The sequence below is a fragment of the Methylococcus sp. ANG genome (assembly GCF_040730495.1).
Classification (GTDB): domain Bacteria; phylum Pseudomonadota; class Gammaproteobacteria; order Methylococcales; family Methylococcaceae; genus Methylococcus.
On record NZ_CP160399.1, the window covers coordinates 2633954 to 2653174 of the forward strand.

The window sequence follows — 19221 nt, forward strand, 5'->3', positions numbered from 1 at the left end:
GTTTTCGACGAATATTGGGAGGATCGAAATTTGGCCAGAATCATCGTTGTAACCTCCGGAAAAGGCGGGGTCGGAAAAACCACGACCAGCGCAGCCTTCGCGACGGGGCTTGCGCTCAAGGGTTTCCGCACCGCGGTGATCGATTTCGACGTAGGCTTGCGCAATCTGGATCTCATCATGGGCTGCGAACGCCGGGTGGTTTACGACTTCGTCAACGTCATCAACCAGGAAGCGACCCTCAATCAGGCTCTCATCCGGGACAAGCGCTGCGACAACCTGTTCATCCTCCCCGCCTCCCAGACCCGGGACAAGGAGAGCCTGACGAAAGAAGGCGTCGAACGGGTGCTCAACGAGCTCGGCGAAACCTTCGACTACATCGTATGCGACTCCCCCGCCGGCATCGAGCGCGGCGCCACCCTGGCCATGTACTTCGCCGATGACGCCATCGTCGTCACCAACCCCGAGGTCTCCTCGGTGCGCGACTCCGACCGCATGCTCGGCATCCTCGCCTCCAAGTCGAGGCGGGCCGAAGCCGGCGAGGACCCGATCAAGGAATACCTGCTGCTCACCCGCTATTCGCCCCAGCGCGCCAAGATCGGCGAAATGCTCAGCGTGGACGACGTTCAGGAGATCCTGTCCCTGCACCTTCTGGGTGTGATCCCCGACTCCCGCGCCGTGCTCAATGCCTCCAACGCGGGCTCGCCGGTGATCCTGGACGAAAAAAGCGATGCGGGACAGGCGTATGATGACGCCGTACGCCGTTATCTGGGCGAGGACGTCCCGCACCGGTTCGTCGCGGCGGAAAAGAAAGGCTTCATCAGCCGGCTTTTCAGAGGGTAAGACCATGGGACTTCTGGACTATTTTCGCAGTTCTAGAACCGACAGCGCGGCGGTCGCCAAGGAGCGGCTGCAGATCCTCGTCGCCCACGAACGGGCCGAGCGGAACAAGCCCGATTACCTGCCCATGCTGCAGAAGGAACTGCTCGAAGTCATACGCAAGTACGTCAACGTCAGCCAGGACGCCATCACGGTCACCATGGAAAAGGACGACAACCGGGAAGTGCTCGAACTCAACGTCGTCCTTCCGGACACCGTCGAACCTCGGCCGAAGCGTAAGCGCGGCTGAACCGCCTAATTTCCGACCTGCCCAAGCTACGGGAGATCCTCCATGCACGACGACATCGCTACCACCGTTGGGAAAGCCGCCGGCAAGATATGGCATTTCCTCGACCAGAACGGCGAAGCCAGCGCCAGCCGGCTCGCCGATGAAACGGGCCTGGACCGGAACGAGGTGCAGCGCGCCATCGGCTGGCTGGCGCGCGAAGGCAAGCTCGTCACCGAGAAACGCGGCCGTTACGAGTTTTTCCGGCTGACCGTCGAATGACACGGTGGCGCCCCTGCTCCCCGGCGAAGAGGGGCGCCCCCCTGCCGGCGGTCCCTCCTTCCACCCCATGAAGATAGCTACCTGGAACGTGAACTCCCTGCGGATCCGGCTGCCGCAGGTGCTCGACTGGCTCGAATCGGCGCAGCCGGACCTTCTGGCCGTGCAGGAAACCAAGCTGACCGACGACGCGTTTCCGGTCGGGGAACTGCGTGCTGCCGGTTACCACGCGGCCTACAGCGGCCAGAAGACCTACAACGGCGTGGCGGTATTCAGCAAGACACCGGTCGAGGACGCGCAGACCGATCCCCCGAATCTGGACGATCCGCAACGCCGCATCCTGGCGGTGACCACGGGGCCCTTGCGCGTCATCAACCTGTACGTCCCCAACGGCAGCGAAGTCGGCTCGGACAAATACGCCTACAAGCTCGACTGGCTGGCGAAGATCCGCGATTTCGTCGCTGGCGAAATGGAGACGCACCCCCATGCGGTGGTGCTGGGCGACTTCAACATCGCGCCGGAAGACCGCGACGTGCACGACCCGGAAAGCTGGCGCGAAAAGATCCTGTGCAGCACGCCCGAACGCGATGCCTTCCGCGCCTTGGCCGGCCTGGGGCTGTCCGATCTGTTCCGCCGCTTCGAGCAGCCCGAGGGGAGCTTCTCCTGGTGGGACTACCGCGCCGCCGGCTTCCGCCGCAACCTGGGGCTCCGTATCGACCACATCCTCGCCTCCCCGCAGCTCGCCGAACGCTGCACCGCCTGCACCATCGACAAGGCGCCGCGCAAGCTCGAGCGTCCCTCGGACCACGCACCGGTCGTCGCCGAATTCGACGGCTTCTGAAGCCCAAGTCTGACGCGGCTTAATTTTTGCCGGTGTCTGTCGGATAATCGGACGGTTACCTCAAACTCCAAGGAAAGTCTCCATGCACAAGATCACCCTCATCCCCGGCGACGGCATCGGCCCCTCCATCGTCGACGCCGCCGTCAAGGTCATCGAGGCTACCGGCGTCCAGGTCCAGTGGGACGTCCAGTCCGCCGGCATGGCGGCGGTCGGGAAATTCGGCAATCCGCTGCCGGACGCCACGCTGGATTCCATCCGCGCCAACCGCATCTGCTTCAAGGGACCGCTCACCACCCCCGTCGGCGGCGGCTACCGCAGCGTCAACGTCACCCTGCGCCAAGCCTTCAACCTCTACGCCAACGTGCGTCCCGCCATCTCCTTCGAAGGTACCGACACCGCTTTCAGCGACGTCAACCTGGTCACCGTGCGCGAGAACACCGAAGGGCTGTACGCCGGCATCGAGCATTTCATCAAAGTCGACGAGGAAAAGATCGCGGCGGAAAGCATCGCGGTCGTCACCCGCAAGGGCTCCGAGCGCATCATCCGCTACGCCTTCGACTACGCCCGCCGCGCCCGGCGCAAGAAGGTCACCCTGGTGCACAAGGCCAACATCCTCAAGTGCACCTCCGGCCTGTTCCTCGAAATCGGCCGCGAGATCGCCAAGGACTACCCGGACATCGAGTTCGACGACCGCATCGTCGACGCCTGCTCGATGCAGATGGTCATGCAGCCCCAACGCTTCGACGTGCTGGTCACCACCAATCTGTTCGGCGACATCCTGTCGGATCTGGCGGCCGGCCTGATCGGCGGCCTGGGCCTGACGGCGGGCGCCAACATCGGCACCGACGCGGCACTGTTCGAAGCCGTGCACGGCAGCGCGCCGGACATCGCCGACAAGGGCATCGCCAATCCCACCGCCATGATCATGGCCGGCACCATGATGCTGGAACACATCGGCGAACCGGACGCCGCCCGCCGGATCGAACGCGCCGTGCGCGAGGTCATCAAGGACGGCCGCTCGGTCACGCCGGACCTGGCCAAAGCCTCCCCCTGCGGCACCGCGCAGATGGCCGAGGCCATCATCGAACGGGTGCGCCAGGCGTAGACCCGAATAGCGCCATTCAACGCTGGCAGCGTGGACAGTAATAAGTCGCGCGCTGCCCGAGGCGGACGCAGCGGATCGGCTCACCGCAAACCCGGCAAGGCTGGCCGGCGCGGTCATAGACCCGCAGGACCTGCTGGAAATAGCCCGGCGCCCCGGATTCGTTGACGAAATCCCGCAAGGTCGTGCCGCCCTGTTCGATGGACGCCGCCAGCACCTCGGCGATGCGGCCCGCCAGGTTCCGGTAGCGTGCGAGGCCGATTTTTCCGGCGGAGCGCCCGGGGTGGATGCCGGCCAGGAATAAGGCTTCGTTGGCGTAGATATTGCCCACCCCGACCACGACATGGCTATCCATGATGAAGGACTTGACCGCCGTGTTGCGTCCCGCGGCGAGGCGGTGCAGGTGTGCGCCGTCGAATTCGCCCTCCAAGGGTTCCGGACCGAGCTCGGCCAGCAGCGGGTGCCGCTCCGGAGGATCCGCGGTCCACAGCAGACAGCCAAAGCGCCGCGGGTCGTGGTAGCGCAGGCAGACGGCGCCTTCGAACACCAGATCGGCGTGATCGTGCTTGCGCGGCGGAAGGTTCGGCTCGCAGATACGGAAACTCCCCGACATGCCGAGATGGGCGATCAAGGTGCCTCCCTCGAAATCGAGCAGCAGGTACTTGCCGCGGCGGCGAACATCCCCTACCCGCCGGCCGGCCAGCGTCTCCGCCAGATCGGCGGGGACCGGCCAGCGTAGCCGCGGCTCCCTCACCCTCACATCGACGATTCGCCGCCCGGCGATGTGCGGGGCGATGCCGCGGCGGGTGGTTTCGACTTCGGGCAGTTCGGGCATGGCGGCTTTTAACGGTTGCTGCGGAAAGATTCAACCAGTGCAGCGAACTCGGTCATGAACCCGGGGTGGCTCGCCAGGAATGCGGCACGGTCGCGGAAAAACGCCGCCCGCAGCGCCGGAACCGCCGCCGGTTCGACCCGGTTGCCGAAACCCTCCTCGCCGCGGCCGAACATCCGGTCCAGCAGCCGGTCGCCGAATTCATGGTTGAAATGGCCGACGTCCTGCCACAACCGGGTCTGGTTGTCGCGGATGGGCTCGAGCAGATCGGGGTCGTAGCCCTGGAAATCCCAGACCTCCACCCAGCGCCCCTCCGGGTCGGCCTTGCGGACGGCGCGCCCGACCGACAGCAGAGCCTCCCAGCGCAGATTGGCGAAGCCGCAGGCGATGTCGGCTTCCGCCCTCAAGGCGTGCACCGGATAGGCGACCAGCCGGGTTTCGACGCCGGCGCGAGCAAGACGGACCAACAAGTCATGGAGGCCGGCGAGGTCCGCGGGAACGCCTTTCCCCTCGGGCGGATCGAAGTCCGGCGGGACCACCGCGGCCGAGGGCTTGAGCAGGCAGGGCGCGTCCGGCTTCAGGTTGCCCAGGTAGCGGGCGACATCGGCCCGGAAACGGCGCTCCACGTCCTCCAGCTGGAAGCGGGTGTAATAGAACAGGCCCTCGGCGGTATGGGTCGGCTGCTTGCGCTGGCCTTTCACCGTCCGTATCGAGGCTTTGATGGCCTTGCCGGACAGCAGCAGCGCACCGGCCGGCAGATGTTCCATCTCCGCAAAAAGCGTCCCACAATCGACCGCCCGGAGCGGATGGCCGGGCTGGAAACCGATGACCACCCGCTTCGGCGCGGCGTGCTCGAGGGCGAACCGCGCGGAGCAATATACCCGCTCCCAGTCCGCGCCCGCCAGGCCGAAGTTGTAGCCCCGCTCGTTCCGGTCCGGCCGGGTCAGGGCCGGATGCAGCGGATCGAAGCCGATTTCCGCGTAGGAATTGCCGAACACCAGGGCCTCGGGGCGTTCGCGCCGGACGATCTGCGGCTTGACGTGGCGCTCGTAGCGCTTGAACTCCGGCTTGACGGCATTGAAGCCGGGAATGCTCACCTCGCGGTAGTACCAGAACGGATCGACCAAACGGCAGAACGCCGCCAGCGCCGCCAGCAGGGCGAAGATCCCGATCAATACGGTCTTGAGGTAGGCGCCGCTATCCATCGTCAGAACTGGAAGTAGATGAATTCGCTCAGCTCGGAAATCGAGCACACCGCGGCCACGCCGACGGCGATGCTCAGGAGCGCCCAGGCCGGATCCGGCCGCCATTGCCAGAACCGTGCTTCGCGCGGGACGCCCCTCGCCATGTTCAGGCTGGGCCTGAAGCGGGCGAAGATCTCATTGGTGTTGGGCATGGCGAGGGCAACCAGCAACAAGGCCGCGATCCACAGGACGGGCCCGGCGCCGTGCAGCAATGGGGACTCACTGAACTTCCAGCCTTCCGCCGTCAAGCGCCCGCCCAGCGCGCCGTCTTTCAGCCCGGCCGGAAGCGCCAGCCCGTTCAAGCCCAGCATGCCGCGCAGGATGCCGCCGGCGGTCGCCAGGCTGTCGGCACGGAACAGCACCCAGCCGAACACCACGGCGAGGAAGGTGAGGAGTCTCCCCGCCCAGCGCGCCGGGCGGGAAACGGGGTCGGCGTCCCATCCCACGCGCTGCCGCAACCTACGCCAGCCGTGATGGATGACGAGGTAGGTGCCGTGGAGCGCCCCCCAGGCCAGATAGGTCCAGTTGGCGCCATGCCAGAACCCGCCCAGCAGCATGGTGAGAAACAGGTTCAGGCTGTGCCGCCAGGGCACGCAGCGGTTACCGCCCAGGGGAATGTAGAGGTAGTCGCGCAGGAAGCGGGACAGCGTCATGTGCCAGCGCCGCCAGAAATCGGCGATGTCCGCCGCCTTGTAGGGCGAATCGAAGTTGACGGGTAAACGGATGCCGAACAGCAGCGACAGGCCGATCGCCATGTCGGAATAGCCGGAAAAATCGAAATAGAGCTGTAAGGTATAGGCGAGGGCGCCGATCCAGCTTTCCAGAAACATCGGCGGCTGGCTCTGCGCCGCCGCAAACAACTGCTGGGCATGGGGCGCGATGCCGTCGGCCAGCACGGTCTTCTTGCACAAACCGAACAGGAACAAGGTGAACCCCGCGGCGAAATCGTCGGCGGTCCGTCGGCCGCCCTGATCCCTCGAAAACTGCGGCATCATCTCGCCGTGGTGCAGGATGGGGCCAGCGATCAGGTGGGGAAAATAGGTGACGAACAGCAGATAGGGCACGAAACGGTATTCCCGCGCCCGGCCCCGGTACGCATCGACCAGGAAGGCGATCTGGGTGAAGGTGAAGAAGGAGATGCCCAAGGGCAGCACGATCTCCTCCAACCGCCAGTGCGTGCCGGCCAGATCGTTCACGGCGCGTACGAAGAAATTGGCGTATTTGTAGTAGCCCAGCAGGGCGAGGTCGGCGGCGATGGAACCGGCCAGCAGCCACTTTCGCGCCGTCGACCCTTCCGGCATCAGGCTGATCCGCCGGCCGGCGAGAAAATTGAAACCCATCGAGGCCAGCAACAGCAGGACGCAGGCCGGATTCCACCAGCCGTAAAAGAACAGCGAGGCCAGCGCCAGCCAGGCGATCGCGAGATCGCTGCGATACCGGAGGAAGCCGTAGAAACCGGCAAGCACGGCCGGCAGGAAGAAGAACAGGAATTCGTAGGAATTGAACAGCATCGGACCGGCTCGAGCGGTGGGCGACCGGGGCCGGGACCGGTCCGAACAAAAGGCGTGGCGCAGCCTTCAAGGCCTCTGCACGGCCCGCGCTCCGGCCCGGAGCCCGCAACGGCGGGCCGGAAGCGGGGACGCCTCGCCTTCAGTCCGCCTCGATTTCCTCGGCCCCGCCATCTTCCATCGGAGATTCGGGGGCCGGCGAGGCCTGTGGAGACGCTTCCTCGGCCTTGGTTTCGGCAGGCTTGGGATTCAGGCTGAGCAGGCGCCTGGCCGGCTCGCCCACGACTTCATACTGGAGCCCGTAATCCTGGCGGACCAGCAGCAACTCGGGTTCGCGCTGGACGATGACGAAGTCCACCGACTCCCCGTTCGCCAAGCCGATGTGGAGTTTTTGCCCTTCGGCCGTCTTGTCCATGTGCTTGACGTCGATCGCGCGCGCCGACTGCCAGTTGGTCAGCAGATCGCCGATGTGGGTCTCCCCCCCTTCCTGCGGCGGCTCGAAAACCCATTTGCCGTCCTGCCCCAGCCGCGCTTTCCATTCGGGCAAGGCGATCTCCTGGATGCGCGCGTCCTCCGGCAGCAGCTTCTTGTCGACGTAGTCCGTCGCCTGGGCCGTCAGATGACGCGAGAAATCGTCGCGCACCAGATGCAGGGTGTCCCCGATGCGAACGTAGCGCCGCATGTTGATGGGATCGGCTCCGCCGAAGACCAGCACCGCGTCGCCCACGGTCAGGCTGGCGATGGGCTTGTCCAGTTCGAACTTGGCCAGTTCTTCCGGCTCGAGCGGATAGCTGGCGTCGCTGGTGGTTTTCGCGATCTCCAGCAACTGGCGAACCCGGAAGTCGTTGGCCGGTGCGGAAAACGGCGCCGACACCCACCAACGCCCGTCCTTCTTCGCCAGGACGATGGTCTCGTCGCCCTGCTGCAAGCTCAGGGTATCGACCTCGTCGATCTCCACCTGGGTCAGCGGCGTCTCGGCGAGCTCCTTTTTGCCGGGCTCGAAATAGGCGATGACGCCGAGTACGGCCAGGGCGGCCAGCAGGGAAAGATTGAGCAGCATCCGAGATTTCATAGTCCCTCCACCAAAAAACCGGAAGCCAAGGCAGACGATGGGCCTCGGATCGTCCGAATCAGAGCCGTCCCGGCCATAGATCTCAACGCTGGCGCCGCCGCCACCAGATCAGCACGCCGCTGCCAATCAGCGCCACCGGGAGCACGATCAAGAACCCGAAGCCGATGATGCCCGAAGCCAGCGGCGTGAGCTGCAGGTCGCGGTCCGGCGAGGTCTTGGCGGGAATGTTGATGAACTGGTCATTCTGGCTCAGCCAGTTGATCATGTTGAGGCCGAGATTGAGATTGCCGCCGTTGCCGAGAAAGGCGTTGGATAGGAAATCGCCGTCGCCGACCACCACGATGCGCTGTTCCCGAGGCCTGGCCGCCTCGGCGCCGTCCTTCTTTTCCCCTTCCTTCGGCTCGGCCTTGAGTTCGCGGGTCAGGACATAGGCGATGTGCAGCGGACCCTGGCGTTCGCCCTTGTCGGCATCGAAGCTGATCTTGCCCTCGATGGGGCCGGTCTCGGTCCAGGAGCGCGCGAGGGTGTTCAGCAGCGCCTCGCGCTCGAAGTCATGGTTGTCCTGCACCGCGTCCAGCGCCAGCGCGGACGGGAACAGGGTCATGGTCTGGAAGCCATAGGTGATCGCATGCGGCGGATATTCGGCGACCAGGGCGAAGGTGGGATCGTCGATACCGAACAACTGGGTCGATGCGTCCACCACCGTGCCCGGCAGCACCTGCACGCCGAGCTGCTGGGCGAGCGGGCCGAGGCCTTTGAGGCTGCCGGAATCGATCATCCACAGGAGGTTGCCGCCCTGCTTCACCCAGTCGCCGATCAGGCTCACCTCGCCCGGCAGCAGATTGGCGTTCGGGCTGGCGATGACCAGCACGTCGGTGTTCTCGGGGATCTTCGGCGTCACGCCCAGGTTCACCGTGGATACGGTGAGGCCCTTGCGCCCCAGCTCGTCGCCGAACTGGCCCAGGTCGTGGCTGGCGCGTTCGCTGGGCGAACGCTCGCCGTGGCCTTCCAGGAACACGATGCGCTGATCCTTGGCCCGGGCCAGGCGCTGCAGCGCATTGGTGATGGTGGTCTCGTTCGCCTCCTGCACGTTTTCGCTGCGGCCCTGGTATTCGATGACCAGCTCGCCGTCGACCGAAATGCCCAGTTCGCGGACCTTGTCCGGCTGGGTATCGGGATTGACGAAGCTCAGGCTCAAGTCCTTCTTGTGCCGGCTGTAGCGGCCGACCTGGTCACTGATCTGGTCGCGCAGGCTCTTGGTCTCGCGGGCATAGGCCGTCACCCGGACCGGCTCCTTCAGCATGTCCAACACCTTGACGCTGGCTTCGGACAACGTATGGCGGTGCGCGGCGGTCCAGTCGAACTGGACGGAATAGCGGGTGCTCAGCCAGGCGGCCAGAGCCACCACGCCGAGGAGCAACAGGGTGAACAGCAGGTTCTGGAGCCGCAGCTCCATGTGAGTCTTGCGGTTGATCTTCATTTTTGCAGCCGGTCGTTATCCAGACGGTGGACGCTCAGGACCAGGAACGTCAGGATGAACAGGAGGAAATAGATCAGGTCGGTGGTCGAAACCAAACCTTTCAGCAAGGCTTCGTAGTGCCGCAGCAGGGACAGGTACTGCAGCACGCCATTGGCATTGCCTTCCGCGCCGCCGGTCCAATCGATGATCCACAGCAGCAGCAAGGCGCCGAAGGTCGCGACCGCCGCCACCGTGGGCTGGTTGGACGAGGCCGAGATGTAAAGGCCCACCGCGGCGAAACCGGCCAGCAGCAGCACCAGGGCCAGGATACAGGAAGCCAGCTTGCCGAGGTCGAGCGCCCCCCCCATCAGCAGGGACAGCGGCATGAGCGCCAACATGCCGACCATGATCAGCAGGAAGAAGAACACGCCCAGGTATTTGCCCAGGATGATGTCGGTCATCGACACCGGCGCGGTGAACAGCAGGCTCAGGGTCCGGTTGCGGCGCTCCTCGCTGATCAGGCGCATGGTGAGCAGCGGGGTCACCAGAAGGAGGATGACGCCGGCATTGCCGAACAGCGGTGCCACGATCAGGTCGGTCACGCCGGGCATGTCCTCCATGCCGGCCATCCGCGGCTGGACCATCAGGAAATAGTCGAGCTGAGCCAGGAACATGTAGCCCAGGATGATCTGGATCACGCCGAGCACGGACCAGGCCAGCGGCGACAGAAAGAGGGTGCGCAATTCGCGCGCTGCGATCGTGAACGCCATCATGCGGCCTGCTCCTCGCCCTGCGGATCGGTTTGGGTGATGTCGATGAAGATCTGCTCCATGCTGCGCCGCTCCGGCACCAGTTCGGCCAGTCCCCAGCCGGCGCCGACCACGACCTCGGCGACCCGGACCGCCGGGTCCTTGTCCTTGTCGTGGAAGATGCGGTAGCGGTTGTGCCCCGTGTCCTCGATGGACTGCACGCCCTCCAGGCTGTAGAGCTGCCGCAAGTCGGCCGGGTCGCGGGTCGCCACCAGCAGGCTGGAGGCGCGCATCCGCTGCTCCAGGCTGGCGATGGTGCCGTTGAGCACCAGCTTGCCCTTGTGGATGATCTGGACGTGGGTGCAGGACTCCTGCACTTCCGGCAGAATGTGGGTCGACAGGATCACCCCGTGCTCCTGGCCCAGTTCCCGGATCAGCTCGCGGATCTCGCGGATCTGGATCGGGTCCAGGCCCACCGTGGGCTCGTCCAGCACGATCACCGCCGGCATGTGCACGATGGCCTGGGCGATGCCGACGCGCTGCTGGTAACCCTTCGACAGGTTGTTGATGAGGCGCGGCCCCACCTCGGTCAGGCCGCAACGCTCCTTCGCGGTGTCGACCGCCCGCCGCATCCGGTCCCGGCTGATCCCGTGGAGCCTGGCGCAGAACTCCAGGTATTCGTCCACGGTCAGATCCCGGTAGACCGGCGGAATTTCCGGAAGGTAGCCGAGTTCTCGCTTGGCTTCGCGCGGCTGGTCGAGGATATCGATCCCGTTGATCAGGATCTGGCCGGAGGTCGGAGCGAGGTTCCCGCAGATCATCTGCATGGTCGAGGACTTGCCGGCGCCGTTGGGGCCGAGAAATCCGAGAATCTCGCCTTTCTCCAGCGTGAAGCTCACGTTGTTCACGGCGCAATGATCGCCGTAATACCTATAGAGTTCTTGAACTTGAATCAGGCTCGTCATGTTGCGCGTAAGATACGAAAGTTTGTACAAAATGCAAGTCTGCCGGGACGGACGGCCCCGTCCATGCTGAAACCGCCCCCATTGGGACTCTACATCCACGTGCCCTGGTGCGTGCGCAAGTGTCCGTACTGCGATTTCAACTCCCACCGCTTCGAGGGAATCCTGCCGGAACGCGATTATATCGCGGCCTTGTTGAATGATCTGGCGCGGGACGCGGACAGGGTAAGGGGCCGCCGCGTCGAATCGGTCTTCATCGGCGGCGGCACGCCCAGCCTGCTGAGCCCGGAAGCCATCGGACTCCTGCTGGATGGCGTCAGGTCGCGCATCGCCCTGGCCGCCGACGCCGAAATCACGCTCGAAGCCAATCCCGGCACGGCGGAAAGCGCCAAATTCAAGGGCTTCCGCGAAGCCGGCGTCAACCGCCTGTCGATCGGCGCGCAGAGCTTCGACGACGCCAAGCTCGCGGCTCTGGGCCGCATCCACGACGGCCACGCCGCCATCGAGGCGGCGACGATGGCGCGCGAGGCCGGATTCGCCAACTTCAACCTGGACCTGATGTTCGGCCTGCCGAACCAGACCGTCGCCGAGGCGGAACGGGATGTGGAAACGGCCATCGCGCTGGGGCCAACCCATCTCTCCTTCTACCAGCTCACGCTCGAACCCAACACCCTGTTCCACCGTTTTCCGCCCGCCCTGCCGGATGACGACGATATTTGGAACATCCAGCGCGCCGGCCAAGCCCTGCTCGCCGAACACGGCTACCGCCAATATGAGGTCTCGGCCTATGCCCGCGACGGCTTCCGCTGCCGCCACAACCTGAACTATTGGCGCTTCGGCGACTATTTAGGCATCGGCGCCGGTGCTCATGGCAAGATCACCGACCCGGCGTCCGGACGGGTCACGCGGCTATGGAAAACCCGCCACCCCGCGCAATACCTGGAAACCTTAGGCATCGGCGGCGAGCACCTCGTCAATCCGGAGAACCTGCCCTTCGAATTCCTGATGAACCACTTGCGGCTGCGGGATGGTTTCGAGCTTGGCGGCTTCACCGAAGGCACGGGACTGGAGGCTTACGCCCTGGAACCAGCCCTGTCGGAATGCCTGAGCGAGAGACTGCTGGAGCGCTCGGGCTGCCTTATCCGCTGTACCGACGCCGGCTGGAATTTTCTCGACGACGTGTTGCAGCGCTTCCTTCCGCCTGCCTGAGCCAGCTTCACACCGGTCCCATGAGGGAGGCGACGCCCATGTTGAGCAGCGTGAGCAGGAGGCTCCCCAACAAGGCCGAAGCGAAACCACGGACGCGGATGCCCGGAACCAGGACGGACACCAGCCATAGCATGAAGGCGTTGACCACCAGGAGGAAGAGCCCGAAGCTCAGGATCGTGAACGGCAGGGTGAGCAGCACCATGACCGGCCGCACGAAGGCGTTCACCAGGCCCAGCATGATGGCGCCGAGAATCGCCGAACCCCAGCCTTCCACCTCGACTCCTCGCACGAGATGGGCCACCAGCAGCAGCAGGGCCGCCGTGAAAAAGAGATGCACGAGAAACGCAACCACGTGATGCCTCCGTATCTGTTCGACGAATCGGGCAACAACCGTTGCAGTTTAGCGCGGCAGATGCCATAAGTACCATGGCCTCGGATCCCTGCCGACCCTACCCCGGGGATTTGCTCGATTTGACCGCGCTGCCGCGTAACGCTTTAATCGTCGTTTCCGAACGCATTGAAATGCCGCTTCCGGTCCGCTTTTCATAGCACACCCCGTTCGCTCCCGATCAGCCCCCGCTTTGCCATTGAGTTCCGATGAGTAGTGTTCCGCATCCGGCGAGCCCTTCCGCCGACCTGGTCCGTCCCTCGCTGGCCGGGCTGATCCGCCTGAACCATCCGGCCTCCGGCATCGGCCTTTACCGGATCGCCGTGAAGGCGGTGGAGAGCGGCGGCTACCTGTCGCGTTTCAAGGCCCGCGGCATGGAGTTCGCGGAATCCCGGCCCTACGCCCCGGGAGACGACGTCCGCAACCTGGACTGGCGGGTCACGGCGCGGACGGGCCGGACCCACACCAAGCTGTTCCGGGAAGAGCGTGAGCGGCCGGTGATGCTGTCGGTGGACTACCGCGCCGCGATGTGGTTCGCCACCCGCGGAGCGTTCAAATCGGTACGCGTCGCCCAGCTCGCCGCGCTCCTGGCCTGGAGCGCCAGCCACCACGGCGACCGGGTGGGCGGCCAGGTGTTTTCCGAGCAAGGCTGCAGCGAATTCAAGCCCGAGCACGGCCAGCGCGGGGTGCTGCGCCTCATCCGGCAGCTGGCGGACGCGCAGGCCCCGGCGCTGCCGGCAGCGGCGTCCGAAGCCGTGCCGGCCACAGCCATGAAACGCCTGCAGCAGCACGTGAGGCCGGGGACTTTGGTGTTCGTGCTCAGCGATTTCCGCGGCTTCGACACCGCCGCGCAGACCGCACTGGGCGCCCTGGCGCGGCATTCCTCGGTGGTGCCGGTGTTCGTGTACGATCCGCTGGAGGCGGGATTGCCGGAATCCGGCCGTTTCCGGGTCAGTGACACCGTCCGGGAACTGGCGTTCGACGCCGGCCACCGCAGCGCCGAGCGCTGGCGCGAAAAGTTCGAAGCCCGCCGGGGCGAGCTGGAGCGTTTCGCCCGCGGCCACGGCATGCGCTGGCTCGTATGTTCCACTGCGGACGATCCGTTGGCTTTCCTCCAGCGGGCGCTCCGCGCCTCGTCGAAAACACGCTGAAGGCATGGAGCAGCAACTCGATCTCCGCGACATCCATCTGTCCCCCGCAGTGGGCTGGTGGCCTCCCGCGCCCGGCTGGTGGCTGGCGCCGCTGCTCGCCATCGCGCTGATCCTGATCCTGCGGATCGTGTGGAGACGCCTCATCCGCAACCCGCTCAGAAAGGCAGTGCTGCGCGAGCTGGCCGCGATCGAAGCCTTGGACGGGCTCGAGCCGGCCGAGAAGATCGGGCGGGTCTCGATCCTGCTGCGGCGCGCCTGCCTGACTCTCTATCCGCGCCAGGAGGTGGCGGGACTGACCGGCCCAGCCTGGCTGGAAACGCTGGATTCCGTGCTGGGCGGCCACCGGTTCCGCGACGGCCCCGGCCGCTGCCTGATCGAGAGTCCCTACAGCCCCGGCAGCGAAGCGGACCCGGCCGCCCTGTTCGCCCTCTGCCGGGACTGGGCCCGTAAACTCCCCAGACCCCGGCACCGCTCGCTCTGAACTTCACCGCCATGTTCGAATTCGCCTGGCCCCTGTTGTTTCTCGCCCTGCCTTTGCCGCTCGCCGTCCGCTGGCTCTGGCGGCCCGCGCCGCGCGGCGGAGGAGCGGCGCTGCGGGTCGCTTTCGCCGGAGAATTCGCCGATCTGGGAACCGCGGGGACCGCGGTGCCGGGCAGCCGCACGCCGCTGATCCTGGCCGCTTTGGGTTGGCTGCTGCTGGTCGCCGCCGCGGCCCGGCCGCAGTGGCTGGGCGAACCCATCGAACAGACCGTGAGCGGACGCGATCTGATGCTGGCCGTGGACCTGTCCGGCAGCATGGACATCGAGGATTTCGTGGTCGACCGCGAGGTCTCCAACCGGCTCGAGGCGGTCAAGCGGGTCGCGAGCGCCTTCATCGAGCGTCGCAGCGGCGACCGCATCGGCCTGATCCTGTTCGGCGACGAGGCCTATCTCCAGGTGCCGCTCACCTTCGACCGCAAGACCGTCGGGAACCTGCTCAACGAGGCCGCGATCGGGCTGGCCGGCGACAAGACCGCGATCGGCGACGCCATCGGCCTGGCGATCAAGCGCCTGCGCGACAATCCCGCCGGCCAGCGGGTGCTGATCCTGCTCAGCGACGGCGCCAACACCGCCGGCCAGGTGCAGCCGCTGCAGGCCGCCGAACTGGCGGCGCGGGAAGGGCTCAAGATCTACACCATCGGCGTCGGCGCGGACGAGATGATCGTGCGCGACTTTTTCGGCACCCGCCGGGTCAATCCTTCCGAGGACCTGGACGAGGCCACGATGACCGCCATCGCGGAAAAGACCGGGGGACGCTATTTCCGCGCCCGCAACACCGAGGAGCTGGATCAGATCTACGCCCTGCTGGACCGGCTCGAACCCGCCTCGCGCGATGCCCAGTATTTCCGACCCCGCGACGAGCTTTTTCCCTGGCCGCTGGCACTCGCGCTGCTGGCCGGCGCCGGCGCGCTGTGGCTGCGCGGAAGGAACGCCTCATGATGGAATTTCATTTTCTCCGCCCGCTCTGGCTGGCGGCCTGGATTCCCCTGGCGCTGGCACTTTGGTACTGGCACCGCCGCAGGCAGGGTGAGGGCGACTGGGCAAAGATCTGCGACGACGGCCTGCTGCCGCATCTGTTGATCGGCACGCCGGGGCAAGCCGGCAAGCTGTCGTGGTGGCTCGGCGCGATCGCCGGCGTCCTGGCGATCCTGGCCGCGGCCGGCCCCACCTGGGAGCGCCAGCAGACGCCGGCATTCCGCAACCAGTCGGCGCTGGTGATCGCGCTGGAGCTGTCCCCGGCCGTGGACGCGGCGGACCTTCAGCCCTCGCGCCTCACCCGCCTGCGCTATGCGGTCACCGACCTGCTGAAGCAGCGCAAGGACGGCCAGACGGCGCTGCTCATCTACGGCGGCGACGCTTTCACGGTCACGCCGCTGACCGACGACGTCGACACCATCGACGCTCAGCTCCCGGCCCTGAGTTCCGACTTGGTGCCAGCCACGGGCCACGACGCCGGGCGTGCGCTGACGCTGGCCGCCCAGCTTCTGCGTGACGGCGGCTTCGGCCGCGGCGACATCCTGCTGGCCGCGGTGCAGGCGGACCCGGCGGCCGAGGCATTGGCGGCGAAACTGCGAGGCGAAGGCTTCCGGGTTTCGGTGCTGGCCATCGGCACCGAAGCGGGCGCGCCGATTCCGCAGCGAAGCGGCGGCTTCCGCAAGGGCGCCAACGGCGAGATCGAACTGTCGCGCCTGGACGCACCCGCGCTGCGCGAGCTGGCCGGGCAGGGCGGCGGACGCTACCTCGAATTGAGCGCCGGCGCGGCGGCCACCGACGCCCTCACATCCTTCTTCGAGCAAAGCGCCCGCCGCAATGAGGGCAGGGAGGCAGCCATGAAGCTGGAGCTGTGGGAAGACCGCGGCCCTTGGCTGCTGCTGCTGGTCCTGCCTTTGGCGGCACTGGGCTTCCGCCGCGGCTGGCTGGCCGTACTGGTGTTCGCCCTGCCTTGGCCGCGCCCCGCCCATGCGCTGGACTGGCAGGGGCTCTGGAAAACCCCGGACCAGCGGGCGGCGGAAGCCTTCGAAGCCGGGCAATTCGACCGGGCCGCCGCCGGCTTCCGCGATCCGGCCTGGAAAAGCGCGGCCGAGTACCGCGCCGGCAAATACGAGGAGGCGGCCGAGTCGCTGGAAGGCTTGGACAGCGCCGACGCCGCCTACAATCGGGGCAACGCCCTGGCGAAGTCGGGCAAACTCCAGGAGGCGCTCGAGGCCTACAAACATGCCGAACGGCTCGCCCCCGACGACGAAGACGCACGCCACAACCGCGAAGTGGTCGAGCAGGCCCTGAAGCAACAGGAACAGCAGAAACAGCAATCCGATTCCAAGGACCCGGATCAGGAAGACAAGGACGGCCAGCAACAGGAGCCGAACGGCGGCGGCAAGGACTCGCAGGAACAAAAGCCCGACCAGGACCCGTCTCAGAAAGAACCCAAGCCGGACGAAAAATCGTCCGAGCAACAGCCCGGCCAGGAAAAGGGGGAACGGCAAGCCCCGGAGCCGGACGCAAAAGACCAGGCCCAATCCGCATCGCCGGCCCCCCAGGCCAGCGAGCCATCGGCGGAAGACAAAGAAGCCCAGGAGGAGCAGATGCAGCAAGCCGAATCCCGGTCCGAGCACGAAAAGGAGCAGGCCACCGAACAATGGCTCAAGCGCATCCCGGACGACCCCGGCGGCCTGCTGCGGCGCAAGTTCCTCTACCAGTACCGGCAGCGCCAGCAGGGCACGGGAGGGCGGTGAGCATGGCGAAACGATGCGCACCGGCGTGTAGCCCGGTCATCCTCGGGCTGCTGCTGTGGTTGGGCTTGAGCGGCGCCGGGTGGGCGGCGGAGATCACCGTCACCGCCGACCGCGATCCGGTACCCGTCAACGAATCCTTCAACCTCACCTTCAGCGCCGACGAATCGCCCGACGATGAGCCGGACTTCACGCCGCTGAACCAGGATTTCCGGATGCTGGGCCAAAGCCAGAACAGCCGGATCTCGATGGTCAACGGCAAGGTCAGCCGCACCTTCGAGTGGACCGTCTCGGTCGTCGCCAAACAGGCCGGCAAGCTGACCGTGCCGCCCATCGCTTTCGGCGCCGACCGCTCCAAGGCCCTGACGGTCACGGTCACGGACCGGTCGGCGCCGGGGCAGGCGCGCAGCCCGGGCGACGACGCCCTGCTGATCGAAGTCGACGCCTTGCCGAAAAACCCGTACGTCCAGGCACAGACGGTCTACACCGTACGCGTACTCTACCGGACCAATCTGGGACGCGCCCAGTTGAGCCCCCTGGAGATTCCCGACGCGCTGGTCCAGCAGCTGGGGGACAAGCGCAATTTCTCGACGGAACGCAACGGCAACACCTACGCGGCGACCGAAATCCGCTATGCGGTCTTTCCGCAGAAGAGCGGCGCCCTGCGTATCCCGCCGCTGACCCTGGACGCCGAAGTGCAGGCCGGCGGACGGGGCGGCTTCAACCCGTTCTTCGGGCGCCCGATAAAGACCGTCAGCCTGCAATCCGAGGCCGTCGAGCTGCAGGTGCGGCCGGCGCCCGCCGCATTTTCGGGCAAACACTGGCTGCCCGCGGAAAACGTGACGCTGGAGGAAACCTTGTCGCCCGACACCGCTAGGGTCGAGGCCGGCCAGCCGCTCACCCGCACCCTCACGCTCAAGGCGCAAGGGGCTACCGTGGGGGTGCTGCCGGAACTGGGCCTGGCAGGAATCCCGGCGGGAATCCGCCGTTATCCCGATCAGCCGGCCATGGACGAACAGCGGCAAGGTACCGGGCTCATCAGCACCCGCCAGGAAAAGACGGCCCTGATCCCCGACCAACCGGGCCGCTACACCCTTCCCGCCATCGAGGTGCCGTGGTGGAACATCGCGGCCGAAAAAATGGAAGTAGCCCGCCTCCCCGCACGCGAGATCGAAGTCGGCGCAAGTGCCGCGGCGCCGGTCCAAGCTTCCGTACCCGCGACGGAAGCGGCAAGCACCACGCCGGCATCCCCCGGCGCCGAACAGGCGGAAGGCGGCATGGCGGCCTCCCCGGTCTGGTTCTGGCTCAGTCTCATCCTCGCGGGAGGATGGCTGATCACGGCGGGCCTGTGGTGGCGAGCGGCCCGGCGGAGCCGGGAGGAAACCGCAACAAATCCGCCCGAATCCCGGAAACCTTCCGACAAACAGCGCATGCGCGAACTGAAGGAGGCCTGCGCCGCGAACGATCCGGAACGGGCCCGCCGCGCCCTGCTCGACTGGGCCTCGCTGCGCTGGCCGGATTGCGAAATGTCCTTGGAAGGGATTGCCGGACGCTCCGAAGGCGAGCTCAAGAACGCCGTCAAGACGCTCAGCCGGGCGCTTTACGGGCATCCCCGGATGGAGTGGAAAGGCGCGGCCTTGTGGGCCGCGATCGTCACCACCGATCTCGGCAAATCCAGGGCGGAGAACCGCGGTCCGGCCGCGATCGCCTCCCTGCATCCGCCGGCCGAGGCCGCGCCTTAGAGCGGCGCGCGGTCGCCGAACGCCCTGTCGATGATCCAGTAGAGCGCATGGGTCAGGAGGAAACCCAGCAGGAAGCCGCCGATGAAGAACTCGGAAGCGTGGTGGCCGAAATGCTCCCCGAGAAATTTGCCCACCAGGAAACCGACGAGCAGGGCCAGCCCCACGCGGAGGCGGTGAAAAATATCCCGTGTGGTCATGACGATTGGTTATCTCCGATAGCGAAAGGCATACCCGCCGCATTGCGCGGCGGGCACGCCTTTATAGGATAATAATTTCCTTTTCACCACTCTCCTTTTCCCCCGGCTCCCCGTT

20 protein-coding genes are annotated in these 19221 nt (G+C 66.1%); 11 read left to right on the forward strand and 9 right to left on the reverse strand.

Features of this window, described 5'->3' with window-relative positions; all coding sequences use genetic code 11:
• Nucleotides 1-30 precede the first annotated feature (30 nt).
• From minD to ABZN20_RS12885, 5 genes are all read left to right on the forward strand, one after another.
• Nucleotides 31-840 (forward strand): septum site-determining protein MinD, encoded by an 810-nt coding sequence (gene minD, locus ABZN20_RS12865; RefSeq protein WP_367025509.1) that lies wholly within the window; start codon nt 31-33, stop codon nt 838-840.
• 4 nt (nt 841-844) lie between these two features.
• Entirely contained in the window at nt 845-1126 is a 282-nt protein-coding gene (minE, locus tag ABZN20_RS12870; RefSeq protein ID WP_218808368.1) for a cell division topological specificity factor MinE, read from the forward strand.
• Between the two features lie 42 nt (nt 1127-1168).
• Nucleotides 1169-1384 (forward strand): winged helix-turn-helix domain-containing protein, encoded by a 216-nt coding sequence (locus ABZN20_RS12875; protein WP_218808367.1) that lies wholly within the window; start codon nt 1169-1171, stop codon nt 1382-1384.
• A gap of 4 nt (nt 1385-1388) precedes the next feature.
• Nucleotides 1389-2222, forward strand: coding sequence for an exodeoxyribonuclease III (gene xth / locus ABZN20_RS12880; RefSeq protein ID WP_367025510.1), 834 nt, complete (start codon nt 1389-1391; stop codon nt 2220-2222).
• A gap of 82 nt (nt 2223-2304) precedes the next feature.
• Nucleotides 2305-3327 (forward strand): isocitrate/isopropylmalate dehydrogenase family protein, encoded by a 1023-nt coding sequence (locus ABZN20_RS12885; RefSeq protein WP_218808365.1) that lies wholly within the window; start codon nt 2305-2307, stop codon nt 3325-3327.
• 16 nt (nt 3328-3343) lie between these two features.
• Here the strand turns inward: ABZN20_RS12885 and mutM are convergent, their stop codons facing one another.
• From mutM to ABZN20_RS12920, 7 genes are all read right to left on the reverse strand, one after another.
• Nucleotides 3344-4159 carry a bifunctional DNA-formamidopyrimidine glycosylase/DNA-(apurinic or apyrimidinic site) lyase gene (gene mutM / locus ABZN20_RS12890; RefSeq protein WP_367025511.1) on the reverse strand — a complete coding sequence of 272 codons (816 nt, stop codon included), beginning with the start codon at nt 4157-4159 and terminating at the stop codon, nt 3344-3346.
• 8 nt (nt 4160-4167) lie between these two features.
• The gene (locus ABZN20_RS12895; protein ID WP_367025512.1) at nt 4168-5361 is read right to left on the reverse strand and encodes a hypothetical protein; all 1194 of its coding nucleotides are present in this window, start codon (nt 5359-5361) and stop codon (nt 4168-4170) included.
• Nucleotides 5362-5363: 2 nt separating this feature from the next.
• Nucleotides 5364-6911: an MBOAT family O-acyltransferase gene (locus ABZN20_RS12900; RefSeq protein WP_367025513.1), complete on the reverse strand. Its 1548-nt coding sequence runs from the start codon at nt 6909-6911 to the stop codon at nt 5364-5366.
• A gap of 139 nt (nt 6912-7050) precedes the next feature.
• A complete protein-coding gene (locus tag ABZN20_RS12905) occupies nt 7051-7980 on the reverse strand; it encodes a DUF4340 domain-containing protein (RefSeq protein WP_367025514.1) in 930 nt (309 codons plus the stop codon).
• Between the two features lie 82 nt (nt 7981-8062).
• Nucleotides 8063-9460: a GldG family protein gene (locus tag ABZN20_RS12910; protein WP_367025515.1), complete on the reverse strand. Its 1398-nt coding sequence runs from the start codon at nt 9458-9460 to the stop codon at nt 8063-8065.
• A complete protein-coding gene (locus ABZN20_RS12915; RefSeq protein WP_218808359.1) occupies nt 9457-10212 on the reverse strand; it encodes an ABC transporter permease subunit in 756 nt (251 codons plus the stop codon). The genes ABZN20_RS12910 and ABZN20_RS12915 overlap by 4 nt, the downstream gene beginning before the upstream one ends.
• Nucleotides 10209-11153: an ABC transporter ATP-binding protein gene (locus tag ABZN20_RS12920; protein WP_218808358.1), complete on the reverse strand. Its 945-nt coding sequence runs from the start codon at nt 11151-11153 to the stop codon at nt 10209-10211. The genes ABZN20_RS12915 and ABZN20_RS12920 overlap by 4 nt, the downstream gene beginning before the upstream one ends.
• Nucleotides 11154-11216: 63 nt before the next feature.
• On the opposite strand from ABZN20_RS12920, the gene hemW reads away from it, so the two are divergent.
• Nucleotides 11217-12359 carry a radical SAM family heme chaperone HemW gene (gene hemW, locus ABZN20_RS12925; protein WP_367025516.1) on the forward strand — a complete coding sequence of 381 codons (1143 nt, stop codon included), beginning with the start codon at nt 11217-11219 and terminating at the stop codon, nt 12357-12359.
• Between the two features lie 7 nt (nt 12360-12366).
• Here hemW and ABZN20_RS12930 read toward each other — a convergent pair whose 3' ends face one another.
• Nucleotides 12367-12711 (reverse strand): phage holin family protein, encoded by a 345-nt coding sequence (locus tag ABZN20_RS12930; protein ID WP_218808356.1) that lies wholly within the window; start codon nt 12709-12711, stop codon nt 12367-12369.
• A 245-nt stretch (nt 12712-12956) separates the two neighbouring features.
• On the opposite strand from ABZN20_RS12930, the gene ABZN20_RS12935 reads away from it, so the two are divergent.
• The 5 genes from ABZN20_RS12935 to ABZN20_RS12955 are packed head-to-tail and all read left to right on the forward strand — an operon-like array spanning nt 12957 to nt 18909.
• On the forward strand, nt 12957-13898 hold the full coding sequence (locus tag ABZN20_RS12935; RefSeq protein WP_367025517.1) for a DUF58 domain-containing protein: 942 nt from the start codon (nt 12957-12959) through the stop codon (nt 13896-13898).
• A 4-nt stretch (nt 13899-13902) separates the two neighbouring features.
• Entirely contained in the window at nt 13903-14379 is a 477-nt protein-coding gene (locus tag ABZN20_RS12940) for a DUF4381 domain-containing protein (protein WP_367025518.1), read from the forward strand.
• An 11-nt stretch (nt 14380-14390) separates the two neighbouring features.
• A complete protein-coding gene (locus ABZN20_RS12945; RefSeq protein WP_218808353.1) occupies nt 14391-15377 on the forward strand; it encodes a vWA domain-containing protein in 987 nt (328 codons plus the stop codon).
• Entirely contained in the window at nt 15374-17170 is a 1797-nt protein-coding gene (locus ABZN20_RS12950) for a vWA domain-containing protein (RefSeq protein ID WP_367025519.1), read from the forward strand. The genes ABZN20_RS12945 and ABZN20_RS12950 overlap by 4 nt, the downstream gene beginning before the upstream one ends.
• Before the next feature lie 2 nt (nt 17171-17172).
• A complete protein-coding gene (locus ABZN20_RS12955; RefSeq protein ID WP_367025520.1) occupies nt 17173-18909 on the forward strand; it encodes a BatD family protein in 1737 nt (578 codons plus the stop codon).
• Here ABZN20_RS12955 and ABZN20_RS12960 read toward each other — a convergent pair.
• Complete coding sequence (locus ABZN20_RS12960; RefSeq protein WP_218808350.1) at nt 18906-19106, reverse strand: hypothetical protein; 201 nt, start codon at nt 19104-19106, stop codon at nt 18906-18908. The two genes, ABZN20_RS12955 and ABZN20_RS12960, sit on opposite strands and share 4 nt — an antisense overlap.
• Nucleotides 19107-19221: the final 115 nt, after the last annotated feature.

Bases quoted from the DNA above. Each gene is read 5' to 3' on its own strand.
- minE (WP_218808368.1), top strand. From the start codon at position 845: ATGGGACTTCTGGACTATTTTCGCAGTTCTAGAACCGACAGCGCGGCG.
- ABZN20_RS12875 (WP_218808367.1), top strand. From the start codon at position 1,169: ATGCACGACGACATCGCTACCACCGTTGGGAAAGCCGCCGGCAAGATA.
- ABZN20_RS12885 (WP_218808365.1), top strand. From the start codon at position 2,305: ATGCACAAGATCACCCTCATCCCCGGCGACGGCATCGGCCCCTCCATC.
- mutM (WP_367025511.1), bottom strand. From the start codon at position 4,159: ATGCCCGAACTGCCCGAAGTCGAAACCACCCGCCGCGGCATCGCCCCG.
- ABZN20_RS12895 (WP_367025512.1), bottom strand. From the start codon at position 5,361: ATGGATAGCGGCGCCTACCTCAAGACCGTATTGATCGGGATCTTCGCC.
- ABZN20_RS12900 (WP_367025513.1), bottom strand. From the start codon at position 6,911: ATGCTGTTCAATTCCTACGAATTCCTGTTCTTCTTCCTGCCGGCCGTG.
- ABZN20_RS12905 (WP_367025514.1), bottom strand. From the start codon at position 7,980: ATGAAATCTCGGATGCTGCTCAATCTTTCCCTGCTGGCCGCCCTGGCC.
- ABZN20_RS12910 (WP_367025515.1), bottom strand. From the start codon at position 9,460: ATGAAGATCAACCGCAAGACTCACATGGAGCTGCGGCTCCAGAACCTG.
- ABZN20_RS12915 (WP_218808359.1), bottom strand. From the start codon at position 10,212: ATGATGGCGTTCACGATCGCAGCGCGCGAATTGCGCACCCTCTTTCTG.
- ABZN20_RS12920 (WP_218808358.1), bottom strand. From the start codon at position 11,153: ATGACGAGCCTGATTCAAGTTCAAGAACTCTATAGGTATTACGGCGAT.
- hemW (WP_367025516.1), top strand. From the start codon at position 11,217: ATGCTGAAACCGCCCCCATTGGGACTCTACATCCACGTGCCCTGGTGC.
- ABZN20_RS12935 (WP_367025517.1), top strand. From the start codon at position 12,957: ATGAGTAGTGTTCCGCATCCGGCGAGCCCTTCCGCCGACCTGGTCCGT.
- ABZN20_RS12940 (WP_367025518.1), top strand. From the start codon at position 13,903: ATGGAGCAGCAACTCGATCTCCGCGACATCCATCTGTCCCCCGCAGTG.
- ABZN20_RS12945 (WP_218808353.1), top strand. From the start codon at position 14,391: ATGTTCGAATTCGCCTGGCCCCTGTTGTTTCTCGCCCTGCCTTTGCCG.
- ABZN20_RS12950 (WP_367025519.1), top strand. From the start codon at position 15,374: ATGATGGAATTTCATTTTCTCCGCCCGCTCTGGCTGGCGGCCTGGATT.
- ABZN20_RS12955 (WP_367025520.1), top strand. From the start codon at position 17,173: ATGGCGAAACGATGCGCACCGGCGTGTAGCCCGGTCATCCTCGGGCTG.
- ABZN20_RS12960 (WP_218808350.1), bottom strand. From the start codon at position 19,106: ATGACCACACGGGATATTTTTCACCGCCTCCGCGTGGGGCTGGCCCTG.